The 20,538-nt window shown below is 49.4% G+C and carries 20 protein-coding genes; 12 read left to right on the forward strand and 8 right to left on the reverse strand.

Going from position 1 to position 20,538, the window contains the following annotated elements; all coding sequences use genetic code 11:
• The first annotated feature begins 79 nt into the window (after positions 1 to 79).
• The gene (locus JL719_RS04575) at positions 80 to 2,575 is read left to right on the forward strand and encodes a motility associated factor glycosyltransferase family protein (RefSeq protein ID WP_033157176.1); all 2,496 of its coding nucleotides are present in this window, start codon (positions 80 to 82) and stop codon (positions 2,573 to 2,575) included.
• Positions 2,576 to 2,618: 43 nt separating this feature from the next.
• Here the strand turns inward: JL719_RS04575 and JL719_RS04580 are convergent, their stop codons facing one another.
• Positions 2,619 to 3,416, reverse strand: a complete 798-nt coding sequence (locus JL719_RS04580; protein WP_033157175.1) for a cytochrome C assembly family protein — start codon at positions 3,414 to 3,416, stop codon at positions 2,619 to 2,621.
• Between the two features lie 126 nt (positions 3,417 to 3,542).
• On the opposite strand from JL719_RS04580, the gene ffh reads away from it, so the two are divergent.
• The 9 genes from ffh to JL719_RS04625 all read left to right on the forward strand — a co-directional run bounded on the left by ffh (position 3,543) and on the right by JL719_RS04625 (position 9,644).
• Positions 3,543 to 4,898, forward strand: a complete 1,356-nt coding sequence (ffh, locus tag JL719_RS04585; RefSeq protein WP_033157174.1) for a signal recognition particle protein — start codon at positions 3,543 to 3,545, stop codon at positions 4,896 to 4,898.
• An 88-nt stretch (positions 4,899 to 4,986) separates the two neighbouring features.
• Entirely contained in the window at positions 4,987 to 5,238 is a 252-nt protein-coding gene (rpsP, locus tag JL719_RS04590) for a 30S ribosomal protein S16 (protein WP_033157173.1), read from the forward strand.
• Positions 5,239 to 5,264: 26 nt separating this feature from the next.
• Positions 5,265 to 5,756 carry a ribosome maturation factor RimM gene (gene rimM, locus JL719_RS04595; protein ID WP_084153320.1) on the forward strand — a complete coding sequence of 164 codons (492 nt, stop codon included), beginning with the start codon at positions 5,265 to 5,267 and terminating at the stop codon, positions 5,754 to 5,756.
• Positions 5,757 to 5,764: 8 nt separating this feature from the next.
• Positions 5,765 to 6,505, forward strand: a complete 741-nt coding sequence (gene trmD, locus JL719_RS04600; RefSeq protein WP_033157171.1) for a tRNA (guanosine(37)-N1)-methyltransferase TrmD — start codon at positions 5,765 to 5,767, stop codon at positions 6,503 to 6,505.
• A 12-nt stretch (positions 6,506 to 6,517) separates the two neighbouring features.
• Positions 6,518 to 6,865 carry a 50S ribosomal protein L19 gene (rplS, locus tag JL719_RS04605; protein WP_020484866.1) on the forward strand — a complete coding sequence of 116 codons (348 nt, stop codon included), beginning with the start codon at positions 6,518 to 6,520 and terminating at the stop codon, positions 6,863 to 6,865.
• Between the two features lie 97 nt (positions 6,866 to 6,962).
• The gene (locus tag JL719_RS04610) at positions 6,963 to 7,469 is read left to right on the forward strand and encodes a methylated-DNA--[protein]-cysteine S-methyltransferase (protein WP_033157170.1); all 507 of its coding nucleotides are present in this window, start codon (positions 6,963 to 6,965) and stop codon (positions 7,467 to 7,469) included.
• Entirely contained in the window at positions 7,466 to 8,350 is an 885-nt protein-coding gene (gene xerD, locus JL719_RS04615; protein WP_033157169.1) for a site-specific tyrosine recombinase XerD, read from the forward strand. The genes JL719_RS04610 and xerD overlap by 4 nt, the downstream gene beginning before the upstream one ends.
• Before the next feature lie 2 nt (positions 8,351 to 8,352).
• Positions 8,353 to 9,126, forward strand: a complete 774-nt coding sequence (lpxA, locus tag JL719_RS04620; RefSeq protein ID WP_033157168.1) for an acyl-ACP--UDP-N-acetylglucosamine O-acyltransferase — start codon at positions 8,353 to 8,355, stop codon at positions 9,124 to 9,126.
• Positions 9,127 to 9,221: 95 nt separating this feature from the next.
• Positions 9,222 to 9,644: a transcriptional regulator gene (locus JL719_RS04625; protein ID WP_033157167.1), complete on the forward strand. Its 423-nt coding sequence runs from the start codon at positions 9,222 to 9,224 to the stop codon at positions 9,642 to 9,644.
• Here the strand turns inward: JL719_RS04625 and JL719_RS04630 are convergent.
• The 5 genes from JL719_RS04630 to msrB are packed head-to-tail and all read right to left on the reverse strand — an operon-like array spanning position 9,641 to position 16,487.
• Positions 9,641 to 11,800 (reverse strand): TonB-dependent receptor plug domain-containing protein, encoded by a 2,160-nt coding sequence (locus JL719_RS04630; protein WP_033157166.1) that lies wholly within the window; start codon positions 11,798 to 11,800, stop codon positions 9,641 to 9,643. The genes JL719_RS04625 and JL719_RS04630 overlap by 4 nt on opposite strands.
• Before the next feature lie 8 nt (positions 11,801 to 11,808).
• Complete coding sequence (locus tag JL719_RS04635) at positions 11,809 to 14,169, reverse strand: EAL domain-containing protein (protein ID WP_033157165.1); 2,361 nt, start codon at positions 14,167 to 14,169, stop codon at positions 11,809 to 11,811.
• Complete coding sequence (locus JL719_RS04640; protein ID WP_033157164.1) at positions 14,162 to 14,743, reverse strand: YfiR family protein; 582 nt, start codon at positions 14,741 to 14,743, stop codon at positions 14,162 to 14,164. Before JL719_RS04640 ends, JL719_RS04635 begins: the two co-directional genes overlap by 8 nt.
• A 47-nt stretch (positions 14,744 to 14,790) precedes the next feature.
• On the reverse strand, positions 14,791 to 16,098 hold the full coding sequence (locus JL719_RS04645) for a M18 family aminopeptidase (RefSeq protein ID WP_084153312.1): 1,308 nt from the start codon (positions 16,096 to 16,098) through the stop codon (positions 14,791 to 14,793).
• The gene (msrB, locus tag JL719_RS04650; RefSeq protein ID WP_033157163.1) at positions 16,095 to 16,487 is read right to left on the reverse strand and encodes a peptide-methionine (R)-S-oxide reductase MsrB; all 393 of its coding nucleotides are present in this window, start codon (positions 16,485 to 16,487) and stop codon (positions 16,095 to 16,097) included. The genes JL719_RS04645 and msrB overlap by 4 nt, the downstream gene beginning before the upstream one ends.
• A gap of 205 nt (positions 16,488 to 16,692) precedes the next feature.
• Here msrB and JL719_RS04655 point away from each other — a divergent pair, with 205 nt between their 5' ends.
• Together JL719_RS04655 and JL719_RS24500 are read left to right on the forward strand one after the other, a co-directional pair.
• Positions 16,693 to 17,970, forward strand: coding sequence for an NAD(P)/FAD-dependent oxidoreductase (locus JL719_RS04655; protein WP_033157162.1), 1,278 nt, complete (start codon positions 16,693 to 16,695; stop codon positions 17,968 to 17,970).
• A 118-nt stretch (positions 17,971 to 18,088) separates the two neighbouring features.
• Positions 18,089 to 18,193 carry a hypothetical protein gene (locus JL719_RS24500; RefSeq protein ID WP_225893020.1) on the forward strand — a complete coding sequence of 35 codons (105 nt, stop codon included), beginning with the start codon at positions 18,089 to 18,091 and terminating at the stop codon, positions 18,191 to 18,193.
• Between the two features lie 90 nt (positions 18,194 to 18,283).
• Here JL719_RS24500 and JL719_RS04665 read toward each other — a convergent pair whose 3' ends face one another.
• A complete protein-coding gene (locus JL719_RS04665) occupies positions 18,284 to 19,270 on the reverse strand; it encodes a ParA family protein (RefSeq protein WP_033157161.1) in 987 nt (328 codons plus the stop codon).
• Positions 19,267 to 20,451 (reverse strand): RNA-binding domain-containing protein, encoded by a 1,185-nt coding sequence (locus JL719_RS04670; protein ID WP_033157160.1) that lies wholly within the window; start codon positions 20,449 to 20,451, stop codon positions 19,267 to 19,269. The genes JL719_RS04665 and JL719_RS04670 overlap by 4 nt, the downstream gene beginning before the upstream one ends.
• Between the last annotated feature and the right edge of the window lie 87 nt (positions 20,452 to 20,538).

The following is a 20,538-nucleotide window of genomic DNA, read 5'->3' on the forward strand; positions in this document are numbered from 1 at the left end:
CACGGTGTATTTGAATAAAGGAATGCTAAGCTGATACATCGCTAGTGAGATTCCGTAAACTTTAATCAAGAAGTAGCAAATGGATGATGAACTTGATCAGGTGAGACAATATGACTTAGGGCCAATAAGCGTAAATAATTTTGGTGAAAAATATTTTTTCAACCTGAATAGAAACAGCTTCGATAGAGTGAGTGCTGGAGTATTGTTTGACGCGAAGTTTGGTAAGGATCTGTTTGCAGAAGATACACTTAATGTGGTTATCGGCACGGATTCAGGGTTATTGCCAAAATACTTGCAAAGCAAGTTTTTACCAAAGGGTACGCGCTACCTCTTCATTGAGCCGGAAGGTGTTTTGCAGGCTTTAAAACAAAACCAATTGCTTGATGGCTTGGATGAGAAGATTCTGTGTGTTGGTTTGGAGCAATGGCCGGAGGCTATTAAAAATTTCAAAATAAACGACTATTTGTATATCAACGCAGTACGCTCCTACAATGCAATTTGTGCGCAAGACGATTATATAGAGGAGTATGCAGAGCTAAGTTGGCATATCACGGAAGTTCTATCGCAACTGCATTGGCAAATTAGCGTCGAGCTGGGTAGCGAGGCGTTTATTGCCAGACAGATTATTAACCTAGCCGATAACCAAAGGCCGGCAAAAGTGCTGGAAAAGGCCTTTGTCGATAATACGGTATTAATTTTGGCGGGTGGTCCCTCGCTTGATGAGGTTTTACCATGGCTCAGATCGCATCGGAACGACGTTGTGGTTTTTGCGGTTTCCAGAATTTCTCGCCAGTTATTACAAGCCAATATCGAGCCGGATTTTGTGTTTTCGGTGGATCCGACTGAGCTGAGCTTTGATATCAGCAAGGAAATGCTCGAGTTCAGCAGCAAGCCGATTTTTGTGTATTCATACCACACTGTCCCCACTTTAGTTAACCAATGGCATGGTCTTGGGTTCTATCTTGGTCCGCGACTGCCTTGGCCGTCGCCACTGAACGTAGCGAATATTGGCAGTGCGGGGCCGACTGTGACCAATACTGCGTTGAGCGTGGCGTATCATTTTGGCTTCAAAAGAATGGTGCTCGCCGGCGTAGACTTATGCTTCACGAGGGAAGGCTTCACTCACGCCACCGGTAGCGACGAGCAAATGGCCGGGCCACGCTTTAATTTGACATCGTTGCAAGTAGAGACAAATGCCGGTTTTATGGCGCCTACAAGTTGCGACTTCGCTCAAGCCATTCTCTCACTGAGTTTCCAGGCGAAACAGTTGTCTGGCATGGGATGTCGGATTTTCAATATTTCCGGTGGTTCTGCCAAAGTCGAAAATATCGAGTATTTACCCATATCCGAAATTGAATTTGGGGATGGCTCCATTAATGTGGCTGAAATCGTAGCCGAGCGCGTTAGCGAATCCGCTGAACATAGTAAATATCACAAACAAATTCTTGATGAGTTGGGGCGTGCTCAATTTCAGATCAAAGGAATTGCTCGTCTGGCGGAGAATGCGCGCCGTGTCAACGACGAGATGTATAGTGCCGATGGGGTCATTGGAAACTATAAGGATAAAAAAAGACTGGATCAGATCGAGAAGAAGTTTAAGCGAGAACATAGGCATTACAGCAAGTTGGTAAAAAGCTTTGGTATCAGAAGTTTTATAAAGTTGACGAAGGCATTTAACGATGAGGCATGGAGTGCTGAAGAAGCCAAGCAACTTGGCAATGTTTTCTATGACGCCTATCGGGAAGGTGCAGCAAAATTGATGTGTTTGTTGGATGACGCTGTCGAAAGAGTTAAGGCCAGGCAACAGGAATATGCGGATGTGCCGGATTTTGGTTTGATAATGGAGCAATATCGAAAAGACAGAAGTTTTGGGCGAGCAAGATTGTGGAAAGCTACTGCCGCTGAGGTGCCGGTAGATGTTCGGGCTCAATTTGCCGATTTTGAAAAACGCTTCTTAGATATTGTTCACGATAAACATACTCGGCATTTTGCGAAGGCCAAAAGCCAGGGAAATCTTTCAAGTCTAAAGCAAAGGGCGGGCTTGTTATTCAAGCATAAAAAAATCGAAGAATTGAGTGATTTGCTGATTAGTCTGAGTAAGCATCAGGATCAGCAGGCGGTTGAGCCGTATCGCCATTTGATTACTGGTTACTTGGCCGAATTGCAACACGCATCGGCCCAGGCGCTGGATGCATATCGACAAATTGTTGACGGTGGTGGTGTGTTGGTAGAGCAGGCTCTGATAAGAATTGCGGATATCGGTATCGATAGCGATGACGCTCATACCGCCAATTTAGCGTTACAGTGTTTGTCGCAATTGAATCCCGTCTACTTACCCTTATATGCGGAAATGCAAAGGCTGCATGGCGATGTGATGGTCGCTATAGACGCCTACAATAATTACATCGGCCAATTCCCCAGCGATACGTTGGCGCAAATAAAATTGGCTAACTTGTATACGGAGCAAGGAATCTATGATGCGGCTATCATGATGCTGGATTATATTTTGGCTCAAAAACCTGATCTGGAAGTTGCTCTCACCATGAAGGCTGCGTTGGTTTCTGCTGGATCTTAACTGCGGATGTGGTGCTGCGTGGTCTCGGGCTATTTTTAAGGGGTCAAACTTTTTTCAATATCAATTCCAAAACCAATTTACTGCCGAAATAGGCTAATAGTAATGAAGTAAAGCCTATGAGGGTCCACTGAATTGCGCTTTGCCCACGCCAGCCATAGCGAATCCTGCCGAACAGTAGTGCGGAAAAAATTATCCAGGCCAGTATCGATAGTACGGTTTTATGAACCAAATGCTGCGCAAATAAATCCTCTACGAAAAAGAAGCCGGTGACCAAGGACGCGGTCAAAAACAGTAATCCCGTTGCAATCATTTGAAACAACAGTGATTCCATGGCTTGCAAGGGTGGTAAAGCCAACATAAAGCGTTTGGGGTGGCGATGGCGTAATTGTTGATCCTGAACGGCCAATAAAATGGCTTGTAAGGCAGCGATATTTAATAGGCTGAATGCCAATATTGATGTCAGTATGTGAGTGCTCATCTGCCAATTGTGGTTCACAAGCAGGCGTGGCGTAGCTGGGTAATGAATATCTAAAGCCAGCATGGCTGCAGCGACTGGAAAAATCAACACGCCCAGTTTTGCCACAGGTTTGTCCAGCGAGGCAATTAACAGCAGAAGGCAAATAACTAAGCCTGCAAGCGATGCGGTACTGAAAAAACTGAAGTTGAATCCGTTATGGTTTTGTACGTTTAAGACGGTGTAGGCGCAATGCAAGCCTGCGCCAAGCCAAGCCAGTTGCATGGATAGTCGGTGCTGTTTGGCGCCAAAAATTTCTTTAACGATCAATGTTGCGGCAATCGCATAGCTTAATATCGAAAATAGGCCGGCGGGTGTGGTGTACATGGCGATGGCAGGGGAATAATCAAAAGGTGTTGCGATACGGTTATGTTAAACTAAGCAGACCAATTGTTGTAATCCGTTTGTGTTGGCAGACATCCGCCGGAACCCTAGAAAAATAAAGACGCAGCTATGTTTGATAATTTATCTGATCGCCTCAGTGGCACACTAAAAAAAATTAAAGGCCAAGGTCGTCTGACCGAGAGCAATATCCAGGACACCATGCGCGAAGTAAGAATGGCTTTGCTGGAAGCCGATGTTGCTTTGCCGGTGGTGACCGATTTTATCGATCAAGTTACTCAGCGCGCGTTGGGTCAAGAAGTGCAAACCAGTTTGACGCCTGGGCAGGCAATGATCAAAGTGGTGCAGTCCGAGCTGGTCAAGGTGATGGGTTCTGCTAACGAAGAGCTGAATCTACGGATCAACCCGCCGGCAATCGTATTGATGGCAGGTCTTCAGGGTGCGGGTAAAACGACTACGGTGGCAAAATTAGGTCGCCATCTAAAAGAAAAGAAAAAGAAAAAGGTAGGCGTGGTGAGTGTTGACGTTTATCGTCCTGCCGCGATTAAGCAATTGGAGACGTTGGCCGCCGATGTTGGATTAAAATTTTTCGAAAGCGATGTCAGCGAAAATCCTGTCGATATTGTCAACAGGGCTATAGATGCAGCAAAGCGCCAATTTTTAGATGTGGTAATTGTCGACACCGCCGGACGTTTGCATGTCGATGACGAGATGATGGCAGAGATCAAAGCTTTGCACGCCGCAATCAAGCCGATTGAGACCTTATTTGTGGTTGATAGTATGACCGGTCAAGATGCTGCAAACACTGCCAAGGCTTTTCATGATGCCTTGCCATTGACCGGTGTCATTCTGACCAAGGCCGACGGCGACGCGCGTGGCGGAGCGGCGCTTTCCATTCGGCATATAACAGGCAAGCCGATTAAGTTTATCGGTGTCGGCGAAAAAACCGATGCCTTAGAGCCTTTCTATCCTGATCGGTTGGCTTCGCGTATTCTCGGTATGGGCGACATGTTGTCGCTGATTGAGAATATCGAGCAAAATGTTGATAAGAAAAAGGCCGAGCAATTAGCCAAAAAATTGCAAAAAGGCAAAAGCTTCGATTTGAATGACTTGAAAGAACAGTTGGAGCAAATGCAAAATATGGGCGGGCTTGGCGCGATGATGGATAAGCTGCCGGGTATGGGAGGAGTGCCCAAAGATATTAAGGATAAAGTCAACGACAAAGATCTGGCGCATCAGATTGCCGTAATCAACTCAATGACCAAACAAGAGCGGCGTTTTCCCGATCTGATTAAAGGCGGTCGGAAGCAGCGTATCGCCGATGGTTGCGGCTTGGACTTGCAGGCTGTAAATCGTGTGTTGAAGCAGCATCAAATGATGGAAAAGATGATGAAAAAATTCAGCAAGGGTAATATTGCCAACATGATGCGCGGCTTGAAGAGCAATATGCGCGGCATGAGAATGTGATTGTCGTAATTTGTCCTTCACTTATTGTAAAAATCGCGTAGAATAGTTTGATTAAGTTTTTTGATTCAATGTTATTTAAGGTATCCAAATGGTAAGCATTCGTTTGTCCAGAGGCGGCGCTAAGAATCGTCCTTTCTATCATGTTGTTGTTACCGACAGCAGAAGCAGTCGCGATGGTCGTTACATTGAGCGCGTAGGTTTTTTCAATCCTTTAGCTCGCGGTGGTGAGCAAAGATTAGTATTGGATAGCGAACGCGTCCAATACTGGAAAGCCAATGGAGCGCAACCTACTGACCGCGTCGCTAGATTGATTAAAGACGCCGATAAAGCAGCCGCTTAATTTTAGCTTTGTCAGAAGGGGATTTTTTGAACGTCGGCCAAGTGTCCGGCGTTTTTGGTGTAAAAGGATGGGTAAAAGTCTATTCCTTCACCGATCCCCGTGAAAACATATTGCAGTATTCCCCATGGATTCTGCGAAAAAATAGCCACTTCCACGAAGTTAAATTGCTTGGAGGTCGGCGGCAAGGCAGTTTGGTCGTCGCAGAGTTGCAAGATATTACTGACAGAGATGTCGCAGCAGGGTTGATGGGCGCGGATATTTTGATTCGCAAGCAACAATTACCCAAAGCGAGCGATGGAGAATATTATTGGGCGGATCTGATTGGGCTGGAAGTACGCAATCTAGAGGGTTGCCAATTAGGTAAAGTTGATCATTTGTTGGAAACCGGTGCTAACGATGTTTTGGTCGTAGTTGACGGGGAGTCAGAACGTCTGATTCCGTTTTTGCAGCAGAGTACTGTTTTAAAAATTGATCTTGACGATGGTCTGATTATCGTCGATTGGGATCCTGATTTTTAACTCAAGGCATGCGTTTCGATGTTATCAGTCTCTTTCCTGATATGGTATCGGATGCCGCTGGTTACGGGGTAACTGGTAGAGCAATTGAGCGAGGCTTGGTTGATTTGTCCGTTTGGAATCCTCGTGATTACACGCACGATAAACACCGGACAGTGGATGATAGACCTTATGGCGGCGGGCCGGGCATGGTAATGAAATGCCAACCTTTGCTCGACGCGGTAGATGCAGCCAAACAGCATAATGCCTTGGCTAATAGCAAAGTGATTTGCTTGAGTCCGCAGGGGCGTTTGCTTGATCAGGAGTTGTTGCTGGATGCGAGTTGCTATGATCAATTGATCCTCGTATCCGGTCGCTATGAAGGTATAGACGAACGTTTTATCCAGCATGCCTGTGACGAAGAATGGTCGCTGGGGGATTACGTCATCAGCGGTGGCGAGCTGGCAGCCTTGGTAGTAATCGATGCGGTTACCAGGTTAATTCCTGGCGTACTTGGTGACGAAGAATCTGCTAAACAAGATTCGCATTTTGATGGATTGTTGGATTGCCCGCATTATACGCGGCCCGAGCATAGCGATATTGGCGACGTTCCGGATGTACTACTCGGCGGAAATCATGCTGAAATCAAACGGTGGCGTATGAAACAGGCGTTGGGGCGGACTTGGTCTAGGCGCCCTGATATGCTTGGAAAAGTAACATTAAGCGCAGAGCAGGATGCTTTGTTGAAAGAATTTAGAACTGAAGTTGTTTAATAGGGTGTGGTTATGAGTAAAATTATTGAAGAATTGGAAGCTGAACAGCTGAAAAAAGATGTACCGGAATTCGGACCTGGCGACACTGTCGTGGTGCAAGTTAGAGTAACTGAAGGCACGCGGGAAAGGTTACAGGCTTTTGAAGGCATCGTGATTGCTAAACGTAATCGCGGTTTGAATTCAGCATTTACCGTCAGAAAAATTTCGCATGGCGTGGGTGTTGAGCGTGTTTTCCAAACCCACAGTCCATCGGTTGGCAGTATCGAAGTAAAACGTCGCGGTGACGTTCGTCGCGCTAAACTTTATTATCTGCGCGATTTGGCTGGTAAAGCCGCACGTATCAAAGAGAAACTTTCTTAATACGCTGCAATCTGGTTCGTTTATAGCGAATCAGGTAATGAGAAAAGGCGGCCTGCTCAGCTGCCTTTTTTTTTGCCGATAGCAAAAGAGAGATGTGATGCCTTTACATATCGTTTGGCAAAATGTTGCGGATGGTGAAGAGTCCCTGCTCGCCGTGCCACTACTCAATGCGGAATTGATATTAACCATGGCCGGTGAAATCATTACGGATGCATCTTGGCACGTTGGCGGAGAGTTAACTAAGACTTTGTCACCACAGGCTGTTAGTGTGCAAAGTTATCTGTTAAACCCGATGCAAACCGAACTGCATGTTACCTTGCTAAGCCAGGGTAGCGTGTACGCTAATACGGTTTGGAGTGCGTTATTGGCTATTCCCGTCGGGCAAGTGGAAACATATTCGGGGTTGGCGGAAACGCTGGGTTCAGGACCTAGAGCAATAGCGGGGGCTTGCCGAAATAACCCTTATGCCGGGATTATCCCGTGTCATCGGGTGGTGGCAAAGCGTGGCATCGGCGGTTTTATGGGGCAGGCCGATGGCGAGTTTGTGGCGCTTAAACACCGTTTACTCGAGTACGAGCGTGGTTTGGGATTGGACAGGGAATGAATTCGGCGCAGACCATAGAGGCATTCTTAAACGCATTGTGGTTGGAATTTGGATTAAGCGACAATACGCTATCGGCTTACGGCAGCGATCTTAAATTGTTTGCGAAGTGGCTGAAGGATAAGGATATAACCGCTGTTGACGACACGACGATCAAGAGTTTTTTGGCTAACCGACAGCAACAAGGTATAACCAGCCGTTCGTCGGCCAGAATTGTCTCTTGTTTGCGGCGCTTTTACGGTTATTTGCTGCGCGAAGGTAAGATTAATATCGATCCTACCCAATTAATAGACTCGCCACAGCTTGGCCGCACGTTGCCTGATTCATTGTCAGAAACCGACGTCGAATTATTGTTAAATGCTCCGGAAGTTGCCGACAAGTTGGGTTTCAGGGATAGAACGATGCTTGAAATGCTTTACGCCACAGGGCTGCGGGTGTCCGAGTTAGTCGAACTGAAGTTTAGCCAAATCAATTTCCGGCAAGGTTGTGTGCGCATCGTCGGTAAAGGCGATAAGGAACGCCTGGTGCCGGTTGGTGAAGAAGCCATGGATTGGGCGGAACGTTATCTGAATACTGCCAGACAAGCAATCCTGGGAAATAGGCAAAGCGACTATTTGTTTGTTACCACCCGGGGCACTTCTATGACCAGACAGGCTTTTTGGCACATTATCAAACGCTATGCTGTGCGGGCAGGTATCGATAAACATTTGTCGCCGCATACGCTGCGTCATGCGTTTGCCACGCATTTATTGAATCATGGCGCTGACCTTAGAGTGGTTCAGCTACTGCTCGGCCACTCGGATTTATCCACTACCCAAATTTATACGCATATTGCCCAACAGCGTTTGAAAGTATTACATACCCAACATCATCCAAGAGGCTAACCATGACTGCATCGATTCATCCCACCGCTTTTATCGAAACCGGCGCCATGCTTGGAGAAAACGTCAGCGTTGGGCCGTTTGCGGTGATAGAGGCGGGCGCCGTAATAGGGTCGAACAGTCAAATAGGTGCTCATGCCGTAGTGCATGCGCATGTCAAAATGGGCGACGGTAATGTGTTACACCCGCACGCTGTGCTAGGCGGCTTACCTCAAGATTTGGGGTTTGATGCGCAAACCGAGTCGTGGCTAGAGATTGGGGACAATAACGTGTTTCGAGAAGGATTTACCGCCCATAGGGCTACAGTAGCTGGCAGCGCTACCAGGATCGGTTCAGGTTGCTATTTCATGAACAACAGCCACGTTGCCCATGATTGCGCGGTTGGTGACAAAACGATTTTTGCCAATAATGTGGCGATTGGCGGTCATGTAGAGGTGGGGCATAACGTGTTTATGGGCGGGGCGGTAGTTGTGCATCAATTTTGCCGGATCGGCGCTTATGCCATTGTGCAAGGCACTACGGGGATTAACATGGACGTGATCCCGTTTATGCTGATAGGTGGCCGGCCCGCGAAACATTATCGGCTCAACATAGTGGGCTTACGGCGAGCCGGTATAGTAGGTGAGAATTACAAAGTGCTTTCCGCCGCGTTCAGATTGTTGAAAAATAAAAAAAGCCTCGAAGAATTGCAATCTACCGAAGAGCTGCAATACTTAAGGCGTTGGCTGGCGGTCGATTCCAAGCGTGGATTACACGGATTTATCGATGTTACCAACTGAATTCAATAGTCAGGGGCAATGCCGTAGGAATTTAACAAATTAGTTCCGGAGGTCAAAGTGGCAAGCCAGTCAGCTAACAGACAGCAAGATTTATCATGAAAATACAAGTAATCGATAACATCGACCAAATCCAGCCACTGATGTTGATGGCGGAAGCGGATGTTGCGTTTTATTCGGATGAGATCCAAGCCCTTAATGCCGCTGAACAGCTCCAACCCAACATCATTTTGCTGAATTTTGCGTTGCGCGGTAGCCAAACGCCCGACTATACCAACTTGTTATTGGCGGCCAGTCCGACCAGTAATATCGTGATCATCGGCGATGACTTGCATGAAGAGCAAATTCTGCACTGCGTGTTGGCTGGCGCCAAGGGCTATCAGAATAGTCAGTCACTGGCGGCCTATATCAACAGAATGATCCACGCAGTCGCGGCTGGCGAGGCTTGGTTGAGCCGTAAGATCGTTGCTTATCTTCTGGATGCCATCCACCGGAATTATTCGCTGCAAGCGAGCAGCTAAAAGTGTAAACCAGCCTCGAAATAAAAAGTTTGTCCGGCGATGGGCTGATTATAAGGGTAACTGGACGTAGCCGGTTCCTTGCCATGGCTATCGAACAGGTTCCGAGCGGATGCAGTCAGATCCAGATATCCCATCAGTTTTTTAGCATTTAAAGTTAGGTCGACCGTTTCATAATCTTTTAAAACTCGCGTATCTTCCGGGCTGCTAAGGCGGTGACCTATCCAGTTAATTTGGGTTTGAATCTGCCATTTCGGCATAAAATTCCAGGCGAGTGCGGTGTAAACATGATGCTCGGGGACATTGCTAACCCGGGTGTGCGTCGCTTCGCTGCGGGCAAATTGCCAAGCGTAGTTACCGCGTAGATTCCAATCTGCGTGAAATTTCCAATCCCATTCAAACTCGCTGCCATAGCCGTCTTGACCTGACGTGTTACGCTCGGTTAGCGTGCCGGCGCCGGAAATCGGGCCGCTAATCAAATCGCGGATCTCATAATGGTACAAATTCAACGCGGTTCTCAGATTCTTCGTTGGACGATAATCGAATGCCAGTTCGGTAGTTGAGATGGTTTCCGGGCTCAAAGCCGGGTTACCAAGGAAAAGCGGACTGTTTTGCTGATATTGTTCTACGAAGCTTGGCGCTCTGTAAGCTTGTCCATAGAGCAATTTAGCAGTCAACTCAGAATTGATGTTCCAGACCAACGCAGCGCGGGGGTTCAATGTGCCGCCAAAGTCGGAATAGTGGTCAAATCGCAAACCGGTGGTCAGGTGCCAGTCCTTGGCAAATTGCCATTCGTCTTGTATCGCCGCGGACCAGATGTCGCGATGATGGTCGTCAATGAATGTGAGAGGGGTTCCAGTTAAGTCTTGTAAACCGCCAGCAACATTGATGGCGGGAAATGCCGATAGCCCGGACCCGTTGATAACACCTACGCCGTAATTGCGCGCTTCCTGGGTGTTCATCTCCTCATAGCGGAAGCCGGCGATCATGCGGATTAAATGATCGGAAAAGCCTTTGTAAATACTGGTTAACTCAAAACTGGGTACAGTATTTTTAAAACCGGCGACAAAGCGCAGCCCCTCCGGAAATAGCACCAAGCCTCGGGTCGCCGCCAGTTGATCGGTGACGTTGCTGTCCGCGCCAATCGGTAAAATTGAGCCGGCCGGAAACCCGTAAATATTGGCGGATACATCGCTATGTAAAAAGCTGGCGTGTGCTTGTAGTTCCCAGTTCTCCAAATCATCCTCAGTGGAATAACGCACATCCGCCAAGTAATTGCTGCCATCGCCCTTGCCCTTGTTATCCAGCGCGCCATAAGCGCCGGAACGAAACCCGTAATCGCTTTCGTTAAAAGCCCAAAATCCCAAATCCCAATGTTTGCGCTGTAAGCTGAGATGACCGTTCCAGCGTTCGTTTTGGGTTTGCATGGGGCCGGGAGCGAGCGATATATTCGTTCCCAACGCTTGGTCGACTTGGGTTTGCGCGTCGGCAGCGATGATTCGCTCGGGATCGACCCCGTTATGACTATATTGCAGGCTACCTGCCACATCCCAGCCTTGCCATTTACCGCCGTATTGACCCCAAGCGCTTTTCGTATCGGCATTGCCGCCGCGTGCGCCGACCGTGACGCCATCAATATCCGCGGCCTTTTTGGTGACAATATTAATCACCCCCGCGAAGGCGTCCGCCCCGTATAGCGCTGAGCCCGGCCCGCGAATCACCTCGACACGTTGAATATTTTCGACGGGAATAATCATTCCCGCCATATGCGTACCCTGATAGGGCACGGAGAAACGTGTGCCGTTGAGCATGAGCAAGACTTCGGCATTGGTTTCATTGCGCATGCCGCGCATCGTGTAACTATAGTCGTTAGTCACCGGTTGGATCGTAACATGCATGCCAGGTACGGTTTCCAGCACCTCGTGCAGATCGGTAGCGCCCATCGTGGCAATTTGCTCGGCGGTGATAACGGTGGTCACTGCTGCCGATTGCGATACCGATTTGGCGGTACCCGAGGCAATACTCACTGAAATATTGGCTAATTCCGCTGGCGATAAATCCAGAAAATCGTTGACGGTTTGGTCGGCATAGGCCTGCTGACCGATGAGACTAAGGACTAGAGAGTGTTTGAAAAGCCGTTTCTTCACTGTTTTCAGCATAGGATTTCTCATAATTCCCGCAGAGGTGCCGGTTTGGCAATGCCGTAGCCTTGTGCGTAATTCACTCCCAAGGTTTGTAGTAGATCGAAAATACTCTGGTTTTCCACAAATTCGGCGATGGTTTTTTTGCCCATTACATGGGCGACCTCATTGATCGCTTTAACCATAGTCAAATCCACCCGATCATCCAGTATGTCTTTTACAAACAGCCCGTCTATCTTTAAATAATCGACCGGTAGGTTCTTTAGGTAAGCGAAAGACGATAGGCCACTGCCAAAATCATTCAGGGAGAACGAGCAGCCTTTTTGGCGCAGCGAATCGATAAATTGCCGGGCATAGGAAAGATTGCTGATAGCCGCTGTTTCGGTGATTTCGAAACAAATCTTGTGGGTGGGTATCTGCCATTTGCGGAATTGCTCGTCGATAAAGCCCAGCATGGCTTGGTCCGACAGCGACAAACCGGACAGATTGACCGAGCACATTTCCAGACGGTCCAGAAAGCCTGGTGTCGTTGCCAAGTGCTCGAACAAACGGGAGATCACCCAACGATCTAAAGGCGAAGCCATATTGTAGCGTTCCGCAGCAGGTAGAAAGGCGCCGGGCGGAATCACCTTATCTTGATCGTCTCGGTAGCGGATTAAGGTCTCGAAATGCAGACCACCACGATTAGCGGCTATGGGTACGATCAATTGACCGAACAACTGGAAGCGGTCTCGCTCGATTCCCAGGCGGATTTTTTCCACCCATTGCATTTCGCCTTGGCGCAGCGTGAGTTCTTCATCGTCCGGGCTGAATATATGTACTCGGTTGCGGCCTTTTTCCTTGGCGGCATAACAGGCGGCATCGGCTTCTTTCAATACATCAACAGCATTGCCGCAAGCGCGATTGATGGGGGCGATACCAATGCTTACGCCGATATTGAAACTGCGATTTTCCCAGGCAAATTGGAAGTCGCATACCGCATTACGTAACTTTTCTCCGGTGATGATGGCTTGTTCCAGAGAACAATACGACATCAGGATGCCAAACTCGTCGCCGCCCAGTCTAGCCAATATGTCCATTCTGCGTACTTGTTGGCGCAGTACTTCGCCGAGTTGCCGTAGTAGCTCGTCGCCCGCCAGATGGCCGCAGGTATCGTTGACGATTTTGAATTGATCCAGATCCAAATAACACAAAACGTGATGGCTGTCGTTGGCTTGCGCCTCCAACACCAAGTTTTGAATATGGATGTCGAATTGGCGGCGGTTGACTAGGCCGGTCAATTCGTCGTGGCTGGCCTGATAAGCGATTTTTTCCGAGAGGCGTCGGGTTTCGGTAATGTCTTCGCAAACCAGCAACAGGTGCGAACGATTGTTTTCGTCTTTCACCAGACGCGCGGTTTCCCTGGCCCAGATGATGTTGCCGTTGCGGCAGATGATGCGGCTTTCCAGCTTATGTACTTGTTCGGGATGATTACGGCAGATTTGGAAGAACTGGTTGCAGTTGCCTATATCTTCGGGATGGGCGAAGTTGAAAATAGAGCAGCCTTGCAGTTCTTCAACGCTCAAACCCAGCTGGCGGGCGCCGAAGCGGTTTACCGAGATGATTTGCCCTTGCATATCCAGGTTAAACACCATGGTCGGGTTGTTGTCGTACAAGGCCTGGAAGTTATTTTTGACACTAATCAAGGCTTTGTTTTGAATCTCCACGGTATCCAGCATACCGTTGAACGCATCGACCAAAATGCCCATTTCATCATTGCTGTGCTTGGCTGCGCGCAAGGAATAGTCGTGTTCCTGGCTGACTTTCTGCGCGGTTTTAGCCAGTTGGGCGATGGGTTTCGCCACCCGGTTTAATAAGGGGGCAGTCAGCAAAAAGGTAATGGATAAAGCCACAAACAATACAATCAGCACCACACCGATAAATTGCAGTTCTCGCCAGAAGGCCGCACTGAGGTCGGAGGATAGAAAAATTCCGCCGACAATTTCGTCATCCAGGCGCATGGGCTGATAAACATAAAGGTTGAGTTTATCGAAATAATTACGCAAGCCATGCGATACGATCGGGCAGGTGGCGGATTGCTTGTCCAGCGAGGTGAACAGCTGACCTCTTTTGGTGTAAACGCACGCGCTGCGCAAATCAGGGAGATTATTCAAGGACACCAAGTTTTCCTTGGCCAAATTGGCGTCGTCGAACATCACTGCAGCCACACTTCGGTTGGCGATCAGGCTGGCTACGGCGATTAAGTCGCTTTGGGCCTTGCGCTTTACTTCGGTGACGTTCACCGTTACCAAAATCACCAAGGCCAACAGCATGGAAAATAAGCTGGAGGTGATGGCGATGCTGAACAATTTGCCTTTGATGGATAGCCGTGAGAAGAATCTACTCATGCTCGCCCCCCTCCACCAGCGTGGCAACTTCGATGAGTTTGGCGCTGACGTTAAAACCGCTTTGCTTCAAAGCCTTGAGGTTGAGGTGCAGTTTGACTTTGCCGTCGTCGAGTGCAAAGCCGATCATGCCGCCGGATTCGGCAAAAAACGGCTCACTACTGACCGTCAGTGATTTTTTCAGCGATCCGACCAGTAATACACCGGGTAAAGCAAGGTCCGCCCGCTGTTCGGGATTGTCGAAATAGACGATGTCGCAATCTTTCGCCTGTTTGGGCGCATCGAATTTGAACAACCGAATCGGTTTTTCCTGAACGGTCTTGCTCTCCAGCGGGCTCAGCAGACTGCCGAAAGGGTCGTGGCCGATGATACAAATATTAAAGGTGGGGCTGGCTTTTTCCGGCCAAGTGATGAATTTGGTGAAGTTATAGAGATAGGCGGCCTTGACCTTATACTCCAGGTTCAGTTCGTCTGCCGGCGACGGCTGACTGACAACGCAACATAGGATTACCCACTTTACGAGCTCAAAAGCGCGCCGCAACGACAATGCGTCATCAGTGGAAAAGACGGAAACCAAGGTTATTCCCTACCGGATAAAATCATCAGGCAAGGATAGTTGAAAAATTATCGGTTGCTGAAAAATCCCCGCAAGGCCCGAATCATATAGGCATGGTCGAGTACGCCGGCACTCTCGCGAATGCTGTGCATGGCCCACATAGGGGAGCCGACATCGACACTGCGGATGCCTAATTTCGCCGACGCTATCGGGCCTATCGTACTGCCGCAAGGTAGGTCGCCGTGATGCGCGTATTTTTGATAAGGCACGCCGGCTTGCTGGCAAACGCGGATGAAAGTCGCCTCTGAAATGCATTCGGAGGCATAACGATGGTTAACATTTACCTTGATGACCGGCCCATGGTTGACGATAACTTTGTGGCCGGGTTCGTAGGCGCCGGGAAAGTTGGGTTGATAGGCATGCGCCATATCCGCGCTAACCATAAAACTATTAGCTAGCGAACGCCGGTAGTCGTCCGGGTTACTGCCTACCGCATTGGCGATACGCTCAAGCACATCCGGCAGGAAACTGCCAGCCGCGCCTTTGCAGCTTTCGCTGCCGATTTCCTCGTGATCGAAAAACGCGCAGACCAGAGTGCTCTCGGTATCCAGTGTCGGTGCATCCAGCAAAGCCGTCAGTCCGGCATGGCAAGACGCCAAATTATCCAATTGGCTATCGGCATAAAACAGTTGCTCATCACCCCACAGACTGCCTTTCTGGGTGTCGTAGGCATTGAGCTCCCAACTTAAAATTCGCTCGGCGGCAATGTTGCCGGCTTGTTCCAGCAATTGCCGAAACCGGTCGGCGGGTAATTGTTGCTCGACACTGGCTGAAAAAATTAGCGGCAACTCACTTTGTTTTTTTAGCTTCAGGCCGTCTTCGTTGACGCTGCGGTTCATATGAATCGCCAGATTCGGCAGACGCAGCAACGGTTCTTCAAATCGCAGTAGCCGGCTGGCAATGTTGCCGTTTTTATCCAGATAGGCAATACGGCCGGCCAGACTCAGATCACGGTCAGTAAACGTAGCGAGAATTGGCCCGCCGTATACTTCCACGGCCAGCCGCAGCAATTTGTCCGAGTCGATCAGCGGCTGCGGTTTGACGCGCAGCCCCGGCGAATCGGTATGGGCGCCGAGTATTTTGAAGCCGGTTTCCGCCAAGGCTTGTTTGCCGATGACAAATGCGGCGATGGAAGAATCGTCTCTGATCACATAATAGCGACCACCGCTAACCAATGACCATGTGTTGCTTTCTTGGATGCGTTGGAACTGATGCGCCTGCAAGCGTTCTTCTATGCTGGCCACCGCATGCCAAGGGCTGGGGCTGGCGTCGATGAAGTCCAGCAAATCTTGCACTTGTTGCTGAGCGGAGATCATGATTTTTCCAGTGTCAGCGCCACGGAATTAATGCAATAGCGCAGGCCTGTTGGTTGCGGTCCGTCTTCGAATACATGGCCAAGGTGAGCGCCACAGGACTGGCAGGTCACTTCAATTCGCCGCATGCCGTGGCTGTTATCGGGGTGCTGATCCAGGCTTTCCGAGTTCAGCGGATTCCAAAAACTGGGCCAGCCGCAGCCGGAATGGAATTTATGTTCAGAAGTAAACAGGGCGTGACCGCAGCAGACACAGCGGTACACGCCGGCTTCGTCACAATCGGTATATTTGCCGGTAAAGGGCGGCTCGGTACCTTTTTCCCGGCAGACATGATATTGCTCGGGAGTTAGCTTCTCGCGCCAGGCTTGTTCAGTATCGTGTTTCTCGGTCATGGTAGTGTTCCGCATGCTGTAATTAGTGGGCATTGTACCCAGTCTACCTCGGCATCAAAAGCAATCAAAAGCCGGGAATATTTCAGTTCATTGCATCAGGAGGTCCTAATGTTCTTGAGCCGTAAGGTTTTGAAGCATATAACACCACTATAAAAATAATTAATATGCAGAGTGTGTTCATCTAAACAGCAGCGAGGAGAAGGTCATGGCAAGAATTGTAGTGTTGGGTGCGGGGATCGGCGGTGTGCCGATGGCTTACGAAATGAAGGAAACAGTGGGGAATGCGCATGAAGTCGTGGTGATTTCCGATTCGCCGACTTTCCACTTTGTGCCGTCCAATCCCTGGGTGCCGCCGAAATGGCGCAAACCGGAGGATTTGAAAATCGAGCTGGCGCCGGTGATGGCGAAAAAAGGCATCAACTTCATTCAAAAGGCCGCGACCAAAGTCGATCCGGCCAACAACAAAATTGATCTGGCGGATGGCTCTTCGGTTGAATACGACTATTTGATTATCGCCACTGGTCCACGCCTGGCCTTCGATGAAGTACCGGGTTTGGGGCCGCACGGTGGGCATACCTCGTCGGTCTGCCATGTCGATCATGCTGCATTGGCTGCCGAGGATTGGGACAAATTTATGGCCGATCCCGGTCCAATTGTCGTTGGCGCGGTGCAAGGAGCGTCCTGTTTCGGCCCGGCTTACGAATATCTGATGATTCTGGAAACCGAACTGCGTAAACGCAAAATCCGCGACAAAGTGCCGATGACTTTTGTCACCTCCGAGCCATATATCGGCCACCTGGGCCTCGGCGGGGTCGGCGACACCAAAGGCTTGCTGGAAAGCGCGCTGCGCGACAAGACCATTAGATGGATCGCCAACGCCAAAGTGGATCGCATCGAAGCCGGCATGATGTATGTCACCGAAGTGGATGAAGACGGTAACGACAAGAAAAAACATGAAGTGCCGTTCAAGCATTCGATGATGCTGCCGGCGTTTACCGGCGTAGATGCGGTGCGCCATTGCGGCGCGGAAGGTTTGACCAATCCGCGGGGATTCGTGATCGTAGATCAACATCAACGTAATCCCACCTACAAAAACATTTACTCGGTCGGGGTCTGCATCGCCTTGCCGCCGGTGGAGAAAACCCCGGTGCCGACCGGTACCCCTAAAACCGGTTACATGATCGAATCCATGGTGACGGCTACCGCCCACAACATCCGCGACGAACTAGCCGGCAAACAGCCGTCGGACATGCCGAGTTTAAGCGCTTTGTGCCTGGCGGACTTGGGCGACACCGGCGTGGCGTTCTTGGCCGTGCCGCAAATCCCGCCCCGAAATACCACTTGGTCCAACCATGGCAAATGGGTGCATCTGGCCAAAATCGGTTTTGAGAAATACTTCATGCGCAAGATTAAAAACGGCATCAGCGAACCATTTTATGAACGCATGATCTTGAAATTCCTCGGCGTGGTGCGTTTGAAATAGCAGGCTATATGTCTATTGATCGTCTGGTAATGGCGTTTGCCGGCTCGTTCGTTCTGATCAGTCTGGCGCTGCGCTGGCGCGCTGGCATTCGCCGAATTGGCTTTGGTTTACCGCGTTTGTGGGCGCCAATCTTGTGCAGGCGTCATTCAGCGGCTTTTGCCCGTTGGCGATCATTCTGAAAAAGCTGGGTGTTAAAGCCGGGGAGCGCGTATTGAGTTGTTAGATTTTTGCTGGGGAATTGGGTTGGTAGCGTTTATACCAACCCTGACAGCATGTTGATGAGGGGTTTATAATTCGAGCATTAACCGCTCAGCTAACAGAGGAATCCTACACCAGCCTGACCCGCAATTTTAGCTGCTAGTTTCTCGAAATCTTCATAGCAACTTCTAACTGCTTCAATATGGGCGCCAATCGCACCATCAGCGGATTTCAGAAAAAAGATCGGTTTACGTGCTTCCATTGCCATGGGCATAAGGCTGCGGTAGTGTTTGAGCATGGATAGACAATATGGATCTTGTTCCACAACAAGTCCAGAACCGCTTTGCTCATCCAATACGTCAGTTCGATAAACATCTGGAATACGTTCCATCCATCGTTTATAGGCTTTCACCGGGCGCGTGCTCATCGTACTGTGTTGCATTACGATATAACCGATCGGTTGCATAGAACCTTTGGGCATTGATAGATCGGAAGGTGCTGTTGGAAGAATCTCACTCCACACCCTTCGCCATTCTCGCAAAGTGGGCCCGAGGTTTTTGAGGCCTTGCAAAGAAAAGAGATCGGGAGCCAAAGGCAAGCAAACTTGATCGGAAGCAATTAGTGCTGAACGGTTGATCGCTCCCAAATTGGGGCCAACATCTATGAACGCTATTTCCGCTCCCCAGTCCGCTCCTTGCTGAATCAAGCGATGAAAAGCCGTCATAGACCGAAAAGCCGACTCATCGTTGTTACGACAGCGCGGCCACGCATCGGAAAGTTTATCCTCAAATCTTGAAAGGCCCAGATCACCGGCTATAAGGCCAAGTTGTTCAGTAATCATTTCTACATGTGGCTTGTTAATATCACCTATGCCTCGCAGAATGGGGCGAATTGATCCGTACACAGTGTCGGGATGTTCTGCATCCGGCCAAAGCTCCTCCAGCCTATTCTCATCCAGAAACATACTGGTAAGGTTGGCTTGGGGATCAAGATCAGCCGCCAGAGTTTTAATGCCATGGTCTGCAAACATCCAAGCCAAATGATAAACGAGGGATGTTTTACCTACGCCGCCTTTGTTGTTAAAAAAAGCGACTGTCTTCATGTCGGCCTCCGGTAAACCTTAACTAGTACCGTATGCTCATCGAACACGAACTCGGCCGGACGATTGCCGTTCTGCGCTAACAGGGCTTGCGCTCTTTGAACGCCGTAACCGAACCTGTTTACAAAACCGAGCGATTTCATTGCCTCGGCAATAATCGGATTCCGATAACTATTGCGCGTTGGGAAGTTTTCCGGCGTTGCTTCTCCATACAAACCGCCCGGGCTATGAATTTCGATGTGATCACTGAACATATAAAAGCGAATTGGCGTATTGCTGTCGTAGTTGCGATGCATCACTGCATTCATCAACAATTCCCTTAAGGCCCATTCAGGATAATCCGGGAGTAGTTTCTCGGCAAGTAAGCTGGTTGGGCGCATGCTGGTCTGGATAATGCTTTTTAGCCTGACCTCCAATTCGCGCAGTACTGAATGAAGATCGCCGGAAATTTCAGCCTGATCATCAGGCAGTTCGGTAAGCGTAGTGTTGGGAACCTTGAGATATTGGACATATGCCCCCGGCAGGAAAAAACGCGGGTTTTTGCCAAATAACAAAATGCCGGCATGAGAAGGACGTTGTCGCTCCGGATCGTAAAGCCGAAAAGAGGCTAATTGTTGTTCGATGGGTCGATGGTTGGCTGCGATGGTTTCTGAATCGACCGCTTCGCGCCGATAAGCGTCGAATTGTCCTAGAGCCAGATCACTGATTGTTGATTCCGGACAGGGGCGAGCGTCGAACGAGCGAGCCATGGCGACTCTGCGTTCGCTGAGTATGCGTTCTTCTTGTTCGGTGGCAATAGCTTTGCGTGGGCCGACCCTGATCCATACCCGGCCTTTGTAGCGTACCGGCGGCAGATCGGACGCCGTGACTTCGACGACTGCGATGTCGCCGTCGGCAAAGGAAAACTTGCTGACGGTCATGGGGGGTTGCGGTAGAACGTTGCCATCGGATCTGATGCCGCCGAGATTCTTCAATAATTCATCATTGACAGTCAAGCCGGCGAGTGTGCCATCGTCTTTAACGCCAATTAGTAAGTAACCGGGTTGTTTGTGATTGGGTAAGTTATTGGCGAAAGCGCATATCGCTTCGCAAAACTTGTCGGTTTTATTGATCGACTCAGTTCTTTCGATGTTGTCGGCTTCTAGTTTCAGTAACAAATCACGTAGGTGGCTTTCGGTCAACATAAGGAGATACAAGGTCAGTAGAGCCGTAATAGTTAGATGATCGGTCGATTATGGCAAGTTAACCGAACGACCAGCAAGCTAATAACA

Origin of the sequence: Methylomonas sp. LW13 (genome assembly GCF_016865255.1) — a bacterium.
GTDB lineage: Bacteria > Pseudomonadota > Gammaproteobacteria > Methylococcales > Methylomonadaceae > Methylomonas.

Excerpts from the sequence above, each read along its gene's own strand:
- JL719_RS04575 (WP_033157176.1), top strand. The coding sequence starts at position 80 with ATGGATGATGAACTTGATCAGGTGAGACAATATGACTTAGGGCCAATA.
- JL719_RS04580 (WP_033157175.1), bottom strand. The coding sequence starts at position 3,416 with ATGTACACCACACCCGCCGGCCTATTTTCGATATTAAGCTATGCGATT.
- ffh (WP_033157174.1), top strand. The coding sequence starts at position 3,543 with ATGTTTGATAATTTATCTGATCGCCTCAGTGGCACACTAAAAAAAATT.
- rpsP (WP_033157173.1), top strand. The coding sequence starts at position 4,987 with ATGGTAAGCATTCGTTTGTCCAGAGGCGGCGCTAAGAATCGTCCTTTC.
- trmD (WP_033157171.1), top strand. The coding sequence starts at position 5,765 with ATGCGTTTCGATGTTATCAGTCTCTTTCCTGATATGGTATCGGATGCC.
- rplS (WP_020484866.1), top strand. The coding sequence starts at position 6,518 with ATGAGTAAAATTATTGAAGAATTGGAAGCTGAACAGCTGAAAAAAGAT.
- JL719_RS04610 (WP_033157170.1), top strand. The coding sequence starts at position 6,963 with ATGCCTTTACATATCGTTTGGCAAAATGTTGCGGATGGTGAAGAGTCC.
- xerD (WP_033157169.1), top strand. The coding sequence starts at position 7,466 with ATGAATTCGGCGCAGACCATAGAGGCATTCTTAAACGCATTGTGGTTG.
- lpxA (WP_033157168.1), top strand. The coding sequence starts at position 8,353 with ATGACTGCATCGATTCATCCCACCGCTTTTATCGAAACCGGCGCCATG.
- JL719_RS04625 (WP_033157167.1), top strand. The coding sequence starts at position 9,222 with ATGAAAATACAAGTAATCGATAACATCGACCAAATCCAGCCACTGATG.
- JL719_RS04630 (WP_033157166.1), bottom strand. The coding sequence starts at position 11,800 with ATGCTGAAAACAGTGAAGAAACGGCTTTTCAAACACTCTCTAGTCCTT.
- JL719_RS04635 (WP_033157165.1), bottom strand. The coding sequence starts at position 14,169 with ATGAGTAGATTCTTCTCACGGCTATCCATCAAAGGCAAATTGTTCAGC.
- JL719_RS04645 (WP_084153312.1), bottom strand. The coding sequence starts at position 16,098 with ATGATCTCCGCTCAGCAACAAGTGCAAGATTTGCTGGACTTCATCGAC.
- msrB (WP_033157163.1), bottom strand. The coding sequence starts at position 16,487 with ATGACCGAGAAACACGATACTGAACAAGCCTGGCGCGAGAAGCTAACT.
- JL719_RS04655 (WP_033157162.1), top strand. The coding sequence starts at position 16,693 with ATGGCAAGAATTGTAGTGTTGGGTGCGGGGATCGGCGGTGTGCCGATG.
- JL719_RS04665 (WP_033157161.1), bottom strand. The coding sequence starts at position 19,270 with ATGAAGACAGTCGCTTTTTTTAACAACAAAGGCGGCGTAGGTAAAACA.
- JL719_RS04670 (WP_033157160.1), bottom strand. The coding sequence starts at position 20,451 with ATGTTGACCGAAAGCCACCTACGTGATTTGTTACTGAAACTAGAAGCC.